The 14,725-nt window shown below is 69.2% G+C and carries 10 protein-coding genes; 4 read left to right on the forward strand and 6 right to left on the reverse strand.

The window, feature by feature from the left end; all coding sequences use genetic code 11:
* Window positions 1-121: 121 nt before the first annotated feature.
* The gene (locus Aple_RS50785) at window positions 122-2,908 is read right to left on the reverse strand and encodes an aconitate hydratase (protein ID WP_155352003.1); all 2,787 of its coding nucleotides are present in this window, start codon (window positions 2,906-2,908) and stop codon (window positions 122-124) included.
* A gap of 137 nt (window positions 2,909-3,045) precedes the next feature.
* Window positions 3,046-3,771, reverse strand: coding sequence for a metal-dependent hydrolase (locus tag Aple_RS50790; RefSeq protein ID WP_155352004.1), 726 nt, complete (start codon window positions 3,769-3,771; stop codon window positions 3,046-3,048).
* 457 nt (window positions 3,772-4,228) lie between these two features.
* Here Aple_RS50790 and Aple_RS50795 point away from each other — a divergent pair, with 457 nt between their 5' ends.
* From Aple_RS50795 to Aple_RS50805, 3 genes are all read left to right on the forward strand, one after another.
* The gene (locus Aple_RS50795) at window positions 4,229-4,960 is read left to right on the forward strand and encodes a PadR family transcriptional regulator (protein WP_155352005.1); all 732 of its coding nucleotides are present in this window, start codon (window positions 4,229-4,231) and stop codon (window positions 4,958-4,960) included.
* Between the two features lie 6 nt (window positions 4,961-4,966).
* Window positions 4,967-5,512 carry a DUF1707 SHOCT-like domain-containing protein gene (locus Aple_RS50800; RefSeq protein WP_155352006.1) on the forward strand — a complete coding sequence of 182 codons (546 nt, stop codon included), beginning with the start codon at window positions 4,967-4,969 and terminating at the stop codon, window positions 5,510-5,512.
* A 96-nt stretch (window positions 5,513-5,608) separates the two neighbouring features.
* Window positions 5,609-6,223 carry a DUF6879 family protein gene (locus Aple_RS50805; RefSeq protein ID WP_155352007.1) on the forward strand — a complete coding sequence of 205 codons (615 nt, stop codon included), beginning with the start codon at window positions 5,609-5,611 and terminating at the stop codon, window positions 6,221-6,223.
* On the opposite strand, the gene Aple_RS50810 is transcribed toward Aple_RS50805, so the two are convergent.
* The 4 genes from Aple_RS50810 to Aple_RS50825 all read right to left on the reverse strand — a co-directional run bounded on the left by Aple_RS50810 (window position 6,183) and on the right by Aple_RS50825 (window position 13,055).
* Window positions 6,183-7,589, reverse strand: coding sequence for a sugar porter family MFS transporter (locus Aple_RS50810; RefSeq protein ID WP_155352008.1), 1,407 nt, complete (start codon window positions 7,587-7,589; stop codon window positions 6,183-6,185). The genes Aple_RS50805 and Aple_RS50810 overlap by 41 nt on opposite strands.
* A gap of 341 nt (window positions 7,590-7,930) precedes the next feature.
* Window positions 7,931-10,507 (reverse strand): polynucleotide kinase-phosphatase, encoded by a 2,577-nt coding sequence (locus Aple_RS50815; protein WP_155352009.1) that lies wholly within the window; start codon window positions 10,505-10,507, stop codon window positions 7,931-7,933.
* Window positions 10,500-11,999 carry a 3' terminal RNA ribose 2'-O-methyltransferase Hen1 gene (locus tag Aple_RS50820; RefSeq protein WP_155352010.1) on the reverse strand — a complete coding sequence of 500 codons (1,500 nt, stop codon included), beginning with the start codon at window positions 11,997-11,999 and terminating at the stop codon, window positions 10,500-10,502. Before Aple_RS50820 ends, Aple_RS50815 begins: the two co-directional genes overlap by 8 nt.
* A gap of 144 nt (window positions 12,000-12,143) precedes the next feature.
* Window positions 12,144-13,055, reverse strand: a complete 912-nt coding sequence (locus tag Aple_RS50825) for an LLM class F420-dependent oxidoreductase (protein ID WP_155352011.1) — start codon at window positions 13,053-13,055, stop codon at window positions 12,144-12,146.
* A 94-nt stretch (window positions 13,056-13,149) separates the two neighbouring features.
* On the opposite strand from Aple_RS50825, the gene Aple_RS50830 reads away from it, so the two are divergent.
* A complete protein-coding gene (locus Aple_RS50830) occupies window positions 13,150-14,211 on the forward strand; it encodes a glycoside hydrolase family 18 protein (protein ID WP_155352012.1) in 1,062 nt (353 codons plus the stop codon).
* The last annotated feature ends 514 nt before the right edge of the window (window positions 14,212-14,725 follow it).

Below are 14,725 nucleotides of genomic sequence, written 5' to 3' on the forward strand. Positions count from 1 at the left end.
ACCACGGCGATGGCGGGGGCGGGCGGAGCCCGGAGGGAAACAACGGGCTGGGTGGGTGGGAGAACCCCGGTAAGCAACAGAAGCCCCACCGGAGGTTCCGGTGGGGTTCTGTCATCTTCGGTTAGTTCTTGGCGAGGAGGGAGCGGAGGACGTATTGCATGATGCCGCCGTGGCGGTAGTAGTCGGCTTCGCCGGGGGTGTCGATGCGGACGATGGCCTGGAAGGTGATGTCGCCGGCGGTGACGGTGACCGTGGTCGGGGTCATGCCCTTGTTGAGTTCCTCGACGCCGGTGATGTCGAAGGTTTCCTCGCCGGTGAGGCCGAGGGTTTCGGCGGTTTCGCCGTCGGGGAACTGGAGTGGGAGCACGCCCATGCCGATCAGGTTCGACCGGTGGATGCGCTCGTAGGATTCGGCGATGACCGCGCGGACGCCGAGCAGGGCGGTGCCCTTGGCGGCCCAGTCACGGGAGGAGCCGGAGCCGTACTCCTTGCCGGCCAGGACCACCAGCGGGACGCCCGCGGCCTGGTAGTTCTGGGCGGCGTCGTAGATGAAGGCCTGCGGGCCGCCCCACACGGTGAAGTCGCGGGTGTAGCCGCCCTCGACCCCGTCCAGCAGCGTGTTGCGCAGCCGGATGTTGGCGAAGGTGCCCCGGATCATGACCTCGTGGTTGCCCCGGCGCGAGCCGTAGGAGTTGAAGTCCTTGACCTCGACGCCGTTCTCGCGCAGGTAGTCGGCCGCCGGAGTGCCCACCTTGATCGAACCCGCCGGCGAGATGTGGTCGGTGGTGACCGAGTCGCCCAGCTTGGCCAGCACCCGCGCACCGGAAATATCCGACACAGGCTCCGGCGTCGCCGGCATGCCCTCGAAGTAGGGCGCCTTCCGCACATACGTGGACGCCGGATCCCACTCGAAGGTGTTCCCCGTCGGAATGGGCAGCGACCGCCAGTGCTCGTCACCCTTGAACACATCGGCGTAGTCCCGCAGGAACATGTCCTGCCCGATCGAGTCCGCGACCACCCGCGCGACCTCTTCCGGCTCGGGCCAGATGTCCTTCAGGAACACCGGCTGCCCGTCCGCGCCGCTCCCCAGCGGCTCGTTGTTCAGGTCGATGTCCATCGTCCCCGCCAGCGCGTAGGCGACGACCAGCGGCGGCGAGGCCAGGTAGTTCATCTTGACATCGGGATTGATCCGGCCCTCGAAGTTCCGGTTCCCCGACAGCACGGCCGTGACCGCGAGATCGTTGGCCTGAACGGCCGCCGAGATCTCCTCAGGCAACGGCCCGGAGTTCCCGATGCAGGTCGTGCACCCGTACCCGACCAGGTTGAACCCGATCTTGTCCAGGTAAGGCTGGAGCCCCGACCGCTCGAAATATCCGGTCACCACCTGCGACCCCGGCGCGAGCGAGGTCTTCACCCACGGCTTGCGGGTCAGCCCCTTCTCGACCGCGTTCCTGGCCAGCAGGGCGGCGCCGAGCATCACATACGGGTTGGAGGTGTTGGTGCACGACGTGATCGCCGCGATCGTCACCACCCCGTGGTCGATCTCGAACGAGGTCCCGTCCGCCAGCGTGACCGGCACCCTCCGGTGCGGCCGCGCCCCGTTGAGCGCCGCGGGATGCGGCTGGTCGCCGTTGCCGTCATGCGAGATCGCCGGAGAGTCGGAGGCCGGGAAGGACTCCTCCGACGCCTCGTCGACCGGCCCGAGCTCGTCGAGCGCCGCGTCGGCCGTCACGAAGTCCTTGACGGCCGACCGCCAGGCCCGCTTGGCGTCGGTGATCGCGATCCGGTCCTGCGGCCGCTTCGGCCCGGCGATGGACGGCACCACGGTGGCCAGGTCGAGCTCGATGTACTCGGAGAAGACCGGCTCAGGCCCGGCCGGATCCAGCCAGAGACCCTGCTCCTTGGCATACGCCTCGACCAGCGCGACCTGCTCGGCCGGCCGGCCGGTGAGCGTGAGGTAGTCGATGGTCTGCCCGTCGATCGGGAAGATCGCGCAGGTGGAGCCGAACTCGGGGCTCATGTTGCCGATCGTGGCCCGGTTGGCCAGCGGCACGCTGGCCACGCCCTCGCCGTAGAACTCGACGAACTTGCCGACCACGCCGTGCTTGCGCAGCATCTCGGTGATGGTGAGCACCAGGTCGGTGGCGGTGGCCCCGGCGGGCAGCTTGCCGGTCAGCTTGAAGCCGACCACGCGCGGGATCAGCATCGAGATGGGCTGGCCGAGCATGGCGGCCTCGGCCTCGATGCCGCCGACGCCCCAGCCGAGCACGCCGATGCCGTTCTCCATCGTGGTGTGCGAGTCGGTGCCGACGCAGGTGTCGGGGTAGGCCTTGCCGTCGCGGATCATCACGACCCGGGCCAGGTGCTCGATGTTGACCTGGTGCACGATGCCGGTGCCGGGCGGCACCACCTTGAACTCGTCGAAGGCGGTCTGCCCCCAGCGCAGGAACTGGTAGCGCTCGTGGTTGCGCTCATACTCCCGGGTGACGTTGCGGCCGAAGGCGTCCGGGGAGCCGAAGTAGTCGACGATGACCGAGTGGTCGATGACCATCTCGGCCGGGGCCAGCGGGTTGATCCTGGCCGGGTCGCCGCCCAGGTCGCGCACGGCCTCCCGCATGGTGGCCAGGTCGACCACGCACGGCACGCCGGTGAAGTCCTGCATGATCACGCGGGCCGGGGTGAACTGGATCTCCACGCTGGGCGCGGCCGACGGGTCCCACTGGCCGAGCGCGGTGATGTGCTCGGCGGTGATGTTCGCGCCGTCCTCGGTGCGGAGCAGGTTCTCCAGCAGGATCTTCAGGCTGTACGGGAGGCGCTGCGACCCCTCGACGGCGGCCAGCCGGTAGATCTCGTACGACGCGTCGCCGACGCGCAGCGTGTCACGGCTGCCGAAGCTGTTCGCGGACACGAAGTCTCGCCTCCCCAAAGGTTCTGGTCCTAAGTCGCTCTCGCATCTTCCCGCACCGCCCGACCACACCGGTCAGTTAGGTTCGCCTAACCACGAGAGCGGAAGATGTCTCGACACCAAGATATCTCGACATCAAGCTACCCGCTGGTAACACCCAGGCGTAAGAACAACAAAACGACCACGGCGACCGACAGCACCGGGGCAAGGATGTTCAGCTCGAACTTCTTCCCGGTCTTGAACCCGATGTCGTACGGCAAGAGCCACTTACCCGGAATCGGCCAGAGCACCGGGCACCCGCGCTCCGTCAGGCAATCCCCCAGCACATGGACCAGGCACCCGATCCCGATCGCGAACCCCAGCCAGGCATACTGCACCCCCAACGTGAGGAAGGTCGCGAAAAGCCCAGCCGTCAGCCCGATGTTGACCAGCGCCGACGTGAGCTTCTTCCCCGGCACACCGATCCCGATGGCACGCAACGCCAGCCCGATGGCCAGCACGACCATGATGTCCCGCCCGATCGGATAGTTCTGCGCCAGGAAGTGCGCCCCCACCCCCATCCCCACCGCGAACAGCAACGAGTGGGTGGCATGCCGATGCCCCCCGCTGATGAAGTTGACCGCCTTGCTCAGTGCCCACGTCACCGGCCCGAACGTCTGCGCGATGGTCGCACTCGGATGATCGAGGTCAGGCAACATCGCGGCACCCGCACAAATGAGTGCCCCCGCCACCAACTCCGCGGGAGTCAGCGCGGACCCCACCACAGACGCCAATTCAGGCGCGACAACCCCGGGCAAAGCCACCAACCCGGGAGCGACACCCAGCCACACCACGGCTCCACTGAGCGCGTGCGAATGCCCCATCATGCGTAGATCACGATGCCGGATGCTACGCCAAAGGTCCGACAAAATTTGCGCACGCGCCCGGCGTGTCACGCGCCCGTTCCATCCCGGCGCCCAGGACAACCATGGCGGGCAATCTCCGCACCATTAGTCGTATGTCCCGGCTTGGCCGCGCCTGTGTCTGGACTGAGGAACGCAGGTCGCGAAGCGGCCGGAGCGACGAGGGAAGACGCAGGCTGAAGGCGGCCAAGCCCGCCGTGCCGGAGGCGCGGCCACAAGCACAGACGGGGTTGTTCCGCTCCAAGAGCACCCCCCAGCCCTCTCAGAGCAGAACAACCCCGTCTGAATGTTGTAACGGTGCGGTATCGGTGCATGTTCCCCAGGCTCGAAGAATTTCCAGTGACCTGCATCACATCTTGCCGCGTTAGAATGTTCGCGATATATCTTTGAAGCATCGAGAACATTCACGACAGGAGGGGACATGACGTCCGCACACGCGATGGGCGAGCCTTGGCGCTCCGCCCGGGAGATTCATCGAGAGATGCGCAAGAACTTGAGGGACGCCGCGCGGGTCATGGCCGCCGCGTGGCAGCACGATCAGCGGTCGGAGGGGCACGGGCCGCACGAGCACGGGCCGCACGAGCACCGGCAGCGGGGGCACCGGCACGGCTGGGGCGGGTTCGGGCCCGGTGGGCCTTTCGGGCCGCCCGGGTTCATGTTCGGCGGGCGCGGCGGCGGCTTCGGGCGGGGTCGTAAGGCCAAGCGCGGGGATGTCAGGGCCGCGATCCTGGCGCTGCTGGCGGAGGAGCCGCGCAACGGCTACCAGATCATCCAGGAGATCGCCGAGCGCAGCCAGGGCGGCTGGAAGCCGAGTCCGGGCGCGGTCTACCCGGCACTGCAGCAGCTCACCGACGAGGGTCTGGTGCGCGCCCAGGAGGTGGACGGCCGCAAGACCTTCCAGCTCACCGAGGCCGGGCAGGCCTACATCGCCGACCACCCGCAGGAGGTCCGGGCGCCGTGGGAGGAGATGACGCCGGACATCGGCGACGACGTTCACGAGCTGTTCGACCTGTCCCGGCAGGCCGCCTCCGCGCTGTTCCAGATCGCCCAGGGCGGCTCGGACGGCCAGGTGCGGCAGGCCAGGCAGATCCTGGCCGAGACCAGGCGCAAGCTCTACCAGGTGCTGGCCGACGGCGACCCGGACGAGGAGTGATCCGCGATGGCCGCTGACGGGTTCGCGCCAAAGGATCTCCGGATCGGGGATCGGGAGCGAGACCAGGTGACCCAGGCCCTGCACGACGCGTTCGCGCAGGGCCGGATCACCCGGGAGGAGCTCGACGAGCGACTGGAGACCACGCTGACCGCCCGGACGGCGGGCGACCTGAAAACCGTGCTGTCCGACCTGGTGGCTCCGGACGATCCGGCGAATCCGGTGTTCCCCCGGCGTGAGCCGTACGCCTATCGGGGCGATCTGGCCACCTGGGGGCACCACTACGCCCATCACCACGCCATTCACCAGGGCATTCACCACGGCATTCACCAAGCCAGGGCCCAGCGGCACGCCGAGCGGCGGGCGCACTGGGAGGCACAACGGCAGTCGGGACGGCGGTCGGGGCGGCCCCCGTTCCTGCCGATGATCCTGGCGTTCGCGCTGGTGGTCGGGATCGCGACCGGGTCCATTTTCGTGGTGTTCAAGGTGGCGCTGGTCATCTGGCTGGGCGCGATGGTGTTCGGGATCGCGAGGCACCGACGATCACACCACTGATTTCCCCATATATCGGGATTTGGGTCTTGACGCGTTATTGAGGCCAATCAACGATCAATCCGGCGCCTTCGGGATAACCGCATAGGAGGCATGTCGGTGCGAGAGACACGCCGGAGTGATGACACGTTCGCGCGGATCCGAGAGGCCGACGGGGTGACCATGGACCGGATCACCTACAGCGCCGACTTCTCCGGCGTGTACCGGGAGATGGACGGCGTGCTCTGGAAGCTGGAGCGCGCCCAGTATTTCTATGAGCCCTACTCCAAGAGCTGGGTGGCCTGGGCCGAGGGTGACTGGGAGCACGCCCTCGCCCTGATCGAGGCGGCCACCGCCGAATACGAGGCCGACCTCTCCCCGCGCGTGGAGCTCCGGCGGCTCCGCATCGTCGAACGTCCGCTCAGCCCGTACCTCGAATGGGAGTTACGGGTGCTGGCGGCCCGGGCGAGCGCGGGCGAGAAGGTCCGGATATTGGACGCGCAAGCCGTACACCATCTAGAACGGGACCGCCCCTTACCGGAACTGCTGATCCCGGCCGGCGACCTGATGTACGAGATCCTGTACGACCAGGGCGGCGCCCACCTCGGCGGGCGCAGGATCGGCGACCGCGCGATCATCGAACCCTGCCTGACCCTGCTCGCCGACCTGTACGACCAGGCCGCGGAGCTACCCGCTACCCCATCTCCTCAAGCGCGCGCCCCTTGGTCTCTCTGACGAAAAAGCTCACGAAAACCAAAGAGAGCACCGCGAAAGCGGCATACCCCAGATAGGTCAGCGCGAGATTCCAGTCCGACAGCGCCGGAAACGTCACGGTGACCAGCCAGTTCGCGAGCCACTGCGCCGCGGCGGCGACGGAGAGCGCGGCGGCCCGGATCCGGTTCGGGAACATCTCCCCCAGCAGCACCCAGACGACCACACCCCACGACAGCGCGAAGAACAGCACGAAGACGTGGGCCGCGACCAGCGCCGCCGCGCCGGGGACGCCAGCCAGCGTTACACGGCCCGCGACCTCCTGGGCGTAGCTGAACGCCCAGGACGCGACGGCCAGCGAGACGGCCATCCCGGCCGAGCCGGCGAGCAGCAGGGGGCGGCGGCCGATCCGGTCCACCAGGGCGATGGCGATGAACGTGCCGATGATGTTGATGATCGAGCTGGAGAAGCTGATCAGCAGCGAGCCGGCCTGGGTGACGCCCACCGACTGCCACAACACCGACGAGTAGTAGAAGATCACGTTGATGCCGACGAACTGCTGGAAGACCGACAGGACGATGCCGACCCAGACGATCGGCAGCAGCCCGAGCAGTGCCCCGCGCAGGTCGGACAGGCGCGGCAGGCGCTCGGCGCGCAGCACGCGCTCGATCTCGGCCAGCCGCCGGTCCAGGTCGGCGTGCGCGCCCTCGACCTCACGCAGCACGGCGCGGGCCCGCTCGCCGCGGCCGATCATGATCAGGAATCGGGGCGACTCGGGGATGATCAGCGCGAACGCCAGGTAGGCCAGGGCCGGGACCAGGCACGCGCCCAGCATCCACTGCCAGGCCTGCAGGCCCCCCAGCGGGTTGTTCACCTCGCCCCCGGCCCACCGCGCGATCCCGTAGTTGACCAGCTGGGACACCGCGATGCCGAGCACGATGGCCAGCTGCTGGAACGAGCCGAGCCGCCCCCGGTAGGCGGCCGGGGCGACCTCGGCGATGTACGCGGGGCCGATCACCGACGCCATGCCGATGGCGATCCCGGCCAGCAGCCGCCAGAGCGCCAGGTCCCAGACGGCGGTCGGTAACATCTGCCCGATCGAGCTGACCGCGAACAGGGCCGCGGTCAGCTGCATGGTCCTGGTCCGCCCCCAGCGGTCCGCGATCCGCCCGGCGAACCAGGCGCCGGCGGCCGAGCCGAGCAGGGCGATCGCCACCACGAACCCGATCTCGACCGGCCCGACATGGAAGTGCCGCTGGATTCCGACGACGGCGCCGTTGATCACAGCGCTGTCGTAGCCGAACAGGAACCCGCCGATGGCCGCCGCCGCTGCCACGAACACGACATGACCGAGGTGTTCGGGTCGCCCCCGAACCGCTGGTCCCCCCATGTCCCGATATCTGCCCAATGAATACAGAAAGTCACGCCAAGATACGTTCAGTCGATTCGAATGCGGCTTTTATTGCATATCGAACAGATCTGGACATGGATACGGCCGATCCGTTCGGCATCCTGCCAGTCGTGCCGGAAATGGAACCATTTTCTGCCCGGCCCAGGCACCGGCCCGCCCCGTCGTCGCCGCCACCACCAACCGCCACCCGTTTGGTTCATGAGTGATCGCACGCTCACGCTCTGTTGCCTGACCCGATCGTAAGGCTAATTGCGGCGAGCGTCTCGTGCGGAACTTGCCGTTTTCTTGGCCGAATATTGACGCGTGATCGACGCGGCGGCTCAGAGCCTGGGGTCCACCGGTTCCGACTCCATCGCCAGCACCGCGAAAACCGGCTCGTGCACCCGCCAGAGCGGCTCGCCGTCCGCCAGCCGGGCCAGCGCCTCCAGACCGAGCGCGTGCTCCCGCAAGGCCAGCGAGCGTTTCCGGCCGAGGAACCGCCGCCGGAGCACGTCCAGGGACTCGGTGTAGTCGGGGCCGTAGATGATCCGCAGGTACTCCCGGCCGCGGACCTTCACCCCGGGCTGCACCCGGCCCTCCGGCCGCTCCACCGGCTTGACCACCATGCCCTCCCCACCGGCCGAGGTCAGCTCCTCCCACCAGTCGACGGCGTGCTGCCGGGACTCCGCCGAGTCGAGATCCACGTACACGTGCCTGGTCGGCTGGACCAGCGGCGCGTCGATCCTGGCCAGCTGGTCCAGGTGCCAGTCATGCGGATGCCGTACGGCGGTCGCCTGGCCCTCGGCGGCGAGGATCTGGAACGGGGCGAACCGCACGCCGTCCAGGCCGGAGACCGGCCAGCAGTAACGCGCATAGGCGTCCCGGAATCGGGCAGCGTTGTCGAGGCGGCGTCGGGCGCGGTCCAATGCCGAACCCACATCCAACCCGCGCCCGGCCGCCGCCTCCAGCGCCGCCACGACGTCGGGCAGCGCGGTCCTGGCGGCGGCGCCGACCGAGGCGTACTGGCTGCGGATCAGGCTTTCCGCCTTGGCCGACCAGGGCAGCAGCTCGCCGTCCAGCACCAGCCAGTCGGTGCCGAGCTCGGCCCAGAGCGGCTCCACGGCCGCGCGCAGGCCGTCCACCAGCTCGGTCGTGAGCGTGTCGAAGAACGGGCGGCCGGTCCGGGTGTAGACCATTCCGGTGCTGCCGTCGGCCACGCCGAAACGTTTCTCGGCCGCCTCCGGCGTTCTGGCCAGGACGGCGACCGCCCGGGAGCCCATGTGCTTCTCCTCGCACACCACCCGGGTGACCCCGGCGGCGGCGAACTCGGCGAACGCCTCCGCCGGGTGCTCCAGGTAGCCGTCCAGCTGCGAGGTCTCGGGCGGGGCCATGGTCGGCGGCAGGTAGACCAGCCAGCGGGGGTCCACCGCGAACCTGCTCATGATCTCCAGCGCGGCGGCGGCGTTCTCCTCCCTGACCCGGATCGTGCCGGCGAAGCGGGTCTCCACGAAACGGTTCCCGCGCACGTCGCCGATGTCGAGGGCGGCCGGGTCGCGCTGCCTGGCCGGTGCCAGCGGGCGGGTCGGCTCGTACCAGACCTGCTCGGCCGGGACCGAGACCAGCTCGCGCTCGGGGTAGCGGAGCGCGGTCAGGCTTCCGCCGAAGACGACGCCGGTATCCAGGCAGATCGTGTTGTTGATCCATTCGGGCTCGGTGGTGGGGGTGTGGCCGTAGACGACCATGGCGCGGCCGCGGTAGTCCTCGGCCCAGGGGTAGCGGACGGGCAGGCCGTACTCGTCGGTTTCGCCGGTGGTGTCGCCGTACAGGGCGAAGGCGCGGACCCGGGCGGAGGCGCGGCCGTGGAAGGGCTCCTTGAGCCCGGCGTGGGCGACGACCAGTTTGCCGTCGTCGAGCTGGTAGTGGCTGATCAGGCCGTCCATGAACGTCTTGGCGGCGGCGACGAAGGCGGGGTCGGCCTCGGCCAGCTGGGCCAGCGACTCCTCCAGGCCGTGCGCGATCCTGACCTTGCGGCCGTTCAGGGCGCGCACCAGCTTCTGCTCGTGGTTGCCGCAGACGCACAGCGCCGTACCGGCCTCGACCATGCCCATGACCCGGCGCAGCACGCCCGGCGTGTCCGGCCCCCGGTCGACCAGATCGCCCACGAACACGGCGGTACGGCCCTGCGGATGCCTGCCGTCCACATAACCGAGCGTGGTGAGCAGGGTCTCCAGCTCGGACGCGCAGCCGTGCACGTCGCCGATGATGTCGAAGGGGCCGGTCAGGTGCTTGAGGTCGGTCCAGGCGGGTTCGAGGGTGATCGTGACGTTGTCGATCTCGTCGCCGCGCAGCACGTGCACCCGGCGGAAGCCGTCCCGGGAGATCTTGCCGAGCGAGCGCCGCAGGTCCTTGCGCTGGCGGGTGATCACGTGCGGGCCGAAGTCGCGGTCGGGGCGGGTGGAGTTCCGCTCGATCGCCACCTCCTCGGGCACGTCCAGCACGATCGCGTCCACCAGGACGTTGTGCGCCTTGGCCAGGGCGACCAGCTGCTGGCGGGCCTGGAACTGCACGCTGGTGGCGTCGACCACGGTGAGCAGGCCGCGCCTGAGCCGGGTGCCGACGATGTAGTGCAGGACGTCGAAGGCGTCCGGGGTGGCCGACTGGTCGTTCTCGTCGTCGGCGACCAGGCCCCGGCAGAAGTCGGAGGAGATCACCTGGGTGGGGTGGAAGTGTTTGCGGGCGAACGTGGACTTACCGCTGCCGGAGACGCCGACCAGCACGATCAGCGACATGGCGGGCACGCCGATCTGGCGGGGGGTGGGCTGCTCGGGCGCTTGCTCGTTGAGCGTCTGGTCGTTGAGCGCCTGCTTGTTGGGCGTGTGCTCGTTGGGCGTGTGCTCGTTGGGCGTCTGGTCAGACATCGCCGCCTCCCGCGGTGAAGATCGCCATCTGGGTGGGCGGGCCGAGTTCGGGGTCGTCGTCGCCGACCGGGCGGTAGTCGACCTGGTAGCCGTACCGGGCGGCGACGGCGGTGGCCCAGTGACGGAACTCGGCGCGGGTCCACTCGAAGCGGTGATCGGGGTGGCGCATGCCGGTGAGGGTCTCGTAGCGCACGTTGTATTCGGCGTTCGGGGTGGTGACGATCACGTGGGCCGGCTTGGCGCCGCCGAAGACGACCCGCTCGAGGGCGGGCAGGCGGGGTGGGTCGAGGTGCTCGACCACCTCCATCAGAACGGCGGCGTCGTAGCCCGCGAAACGGCTGTCGCCATAGGTGAGCGAACCCTGGAACAGGTCCAGCCTGGCGCGTCTGGCGTCGGACATACGGTCCAGCTTGAGCTTGCGCGCGGCCAGGGTCAGCGCGTGCGCGGAGACGTCTACTCCGGCGATCTTCGTGAAGGTCTTGTTCGCGAGCAGGGCGTTGACCAGCTGTCCCGAGCCGCAGCCGAGATCGATCACCGTCCTGGCGCCGACCTCGTCCAGCGCGGCCAGCACCGCCTCCCGGCGCAGCACATTCAGCGGCGTCGGCCGGTCGGGCTCCCCCGTCGGTTCGCCGCCGGGCTCCTTGGCCAGCCCTTCGGCTGCTTCCCCGTCTGGCATCGCCTCGGCCAGAGCCTCGGTGGTCGCCTCGGCCGTCTCTTCCTCGATCGGGGGCTCCAGGGCGTCTTCGAGGTCGTCGCCGACCTCGGCCAGCCGGGCCAGGGCCGCGCGGGTCAGGGCGGTGCGCCGGTTGAGGTAGCGGCGGGTGATCAGTCCCCGGTCGGGGTGCGCGGCCAGCCAGCCCTCGCCCGCGCGGATGAGCTTGTCGACCTCGTCGCTGGCCACCCAGTAGTGCTTGGCGTCGTCGAGCACGGGGAGCAGCACGTACAGATGGTTGAGGGCGTCCGCGAGACGGACTTCACCGCGCAGCGTAAGCCCTACATATCGGGAATTTCCCCATTCGGGGAACCCGTCATCGAGCGGTACGGCTGCCGCCTCCACCTGCCAGCCGAGCGGCTCGAACAGCCGGTGGGCGAGCTCGACGCCGCCGCCGCGGCAGGGCAGCGCGGGCAGGGAGATCTCCAGCGGGATGGCCTGCTCGGGCAGCTCGGGACGGGCGGCGCAGCGGCCCGCCCGCGCGGTCCTGAACACCTCGGCCATCGCCGAGGCCAGCAGCGACGACGCGGCGTACGGGCGGTCGTTGACGTACTGGCCGAGCGAGAAGTCCGGCGAGGAGGCGCCCCGCGAACGGACCAGCCGGACCGGGTCGACGTCCAGCAGGAGCGCCGCCGTGCACCGCTCATCGCCCGCCTCCGGGTAGAAGACCTGGGCCGTCCCGAAGGATTGGGAAAACTCCTGCACTTTGTCCGGATGTTTGTGCAGGAGAAACCCAAGGTCCGTGGCCGGGCGATGAGTGGTGGAGATCGTCAGCAACACATAGGCAAGTTTGCCGTAATTGTCCGGCAAGCTCGCCGAGTTTACTCGCCGGGCTTGCTTGCCGAGTTCGCTTGCCAGGTTCGCTTGCCGGGCTTGCCTGCCGGGTTCACTTGCCGGGCTTGCCTGCCGGGTTCGCTTGCCGGGTTAAACGTGCGGCAGGAGTTCGGACGCGATCAGTTCGAGGTGGTCGAGGTCGCTCAGGTCGAGGAACTGCAGGTACAGGCGTTCCGCGCCCAGCTCGCGGAACTGGCTGATCTTTTCGAGGACCTCGGCGGGGGTGCCCGCCAGACCGGCCGCGCGCAGGGCGCCGGGCTCTTCGCCGATGGCGGTGGCCCGCCGGACGTACTCGGCCTCGTTCGCGCCCACGCAGACGGTCTGCGCCGCGGACAGGATGATCGACCGGCCTGCCAGGTCGCAGGCCGCGCGCACCCGGTGGAACGCCTCGCCGGTCTCTTCCAGATTCCGGAACGGGATGTTGTACTCGGTCGCGAAGGTCGCCGCCAGCCGGGGCGTGCGGCGGGCGCCCCCGCCGCCAATGATGATCGGCAACGGGCGCTGGACCGGCTTCGGCAGCGCCGGGGAGTCGCTCACCTGGTAGTGCTTCCCCGCGTAGGAGAACGCCTTCTCGGCTCCCCACAGGCCGGTGATGATGTCGAGTTGCTCCTCCAGCATCTCGAACCGCTGCCCGATCGGCGGGAACGGGATCCCGTAGGCGGAGTGCTCCGCGTCATACCAGCCGACGCCCATGCCGAGCTCGATCCTGCCGCCACTCATCTGGTCGGCCTGGGCCACGCTGACGGCCAGCGGCCCGGGCAGCCGGAAGGTCACCGGGGTCACCATCGTGCCCAGCCGGATCCGGGAGGTCTCCCGGGCCAGCGCGGCCAGGGTCACCCAGGCGTCGGTCGAGCCGGGGCCAGGGTCGCCGAGGCCGATCCGCTGGTAGTGGTCGGAGCGGAAGAAGGCGTCGAAGCCGAGCCGCTCGGCGGCCTGGGCGACCGCCAGCAGATCGTCGTACGTGGCGCCCTGCTGGGGTTCGGTGAAGATCCTCAACTTCATCTCCCCATTATCCCCACCCGCCTCTTTGGGGGTTGCTAGGGTTCAACTTTCGTGCGCGGAATGTAGTCAGACGACGACGCTCGGTGGTGGAAACATGGAGACGGCACGGCATGCCAGACCGGCGGGAACCCCGCCCAGGTCCGTACTCGTGCTGGCCACGCTCACCCTGATCAGCGGCACGGCGACAGCCCTCTGGCTGCTCCCGGGCCGGGCGCTGACCTCGGCGGAAACCCCGGCGTCGCTCCTCTCAGCCCAGCCAGCTGTAGTGGCGGGCTCCCCGCCCCCGGCCGCCGCCGCGCCCGCGCCCCGGGCTCCCGCCTACGTGGCGTTCGTGGACGCGGTCCGCGACCCCGCCTTCAACCTGCCCGACGCGGCCCGCAGGACCGGGGTGACCACCTACACGCTCGGCCACATCAGCTCGGGTGTCAGCGCCGCCTGCACGCCGACCTGGGGCGGGCAGGCCATGCCCACCCCCAACCCGCTGGTCGGCGGCCTCAACCGACTCCGCGCCGAGGGCGGCGACGCCGGGCTGGCCTTCGGCGGGCCCGAGGGCCGGGAACTCTCCGCCACCTGCACCGATCCGGACCTCCTACTGGCCGCCTACCGCAACGTGATCGCCACCTACCACCCGGCCGGCCTCGACTTCGAGGTGCACGACTCCACCGACCCCGCCACCACCACCCGCCGCGCCACGGCCATCGCCCGGCTCCAGCGCGAGTCCCGGCAACGGGGCCGCCCACTCGCGGTCACCTTCACCCTGCCCGCCTCCACGCTGGGCCTGACCCCCCAAGACCGCACGATGCTCTACCAAACCCGCCAGGCCGGAGCCGAGATCAGCACAGTCAACCTGCTGGTCCCATTCGAGCCCGGCTCAGCCCGCAACGTCCGCCGCCTCCTGCTCGCCGCCCGCAGCACCCACGCCCAACTGGGCTGGGCCCTCGGCACGGGCGAGCGCGCCAGCTGGCGACGCATGGGCCTCACCCCCCTACTGGCCGACCCGCGCGACCTGACCCTGCTCGACGCCCAACGCCTGGTCACCTTCCAGACCCGCTACAACCTGGCCTGGCTCTCCGTCCGCGGCGCCACCCCCACCGACGAGGTCTCCCGCGCCCTCAGCACCGCCCCACCAACCCCAAACCTCGCCCAGGTCAACTAGCGATAGTTCCACCCAGCCCTAATCAGGGCTATCAGGTTTGCCTTTGGGCAGACTTGGTGCCGGGTAGCCGCCGGTAGGTGAGTACTCCCCAGCCATGTTTGGGGACGGCCATTAGATCCTGGTTTGACCTGCTACAACCGCTTTGACCTGCGGGTTTGCCCGTTTCGTGGTGGTGGGAGTGTCTCACTGTTGACCACTGAAGCCAGCGATGGCGACCCCGCCCAATCAGCCGACTCCTACTTCGTCGCCGACCAGGTGCAGGGGACGCGGACCGCGCGTCATGAGGCCATTCCGGGCGGTGTTCACGCCGTACTGGCCAGGCCACTGACGGAAGCCAGGGAAGTCTTCGTAGCGCGTATGCCCACCCTGCGGGAAACCGAGACCCTCGCCTTGCTCCCAGGCACTCCAGTTTGTGGAGCTGTCGCGCACGATCTACGCGGGAGAACGCGCGGTCGAGGTGACCAGCTTCCTGTTCTATGCAGGGTCGCACAGGCTCGCATACGACGTCCCGATG

The organism is Acrocarpospora pleiomorpha (genome assembly GCF_009687885.1).
Taxonomy (GTDB): Bacteria; Actinomycetota; Actinomycetes; order Streptosporangiales; family Streptosporangiaceae; genus Acrocarpospora; species Acrocarpospora pleiomorpha.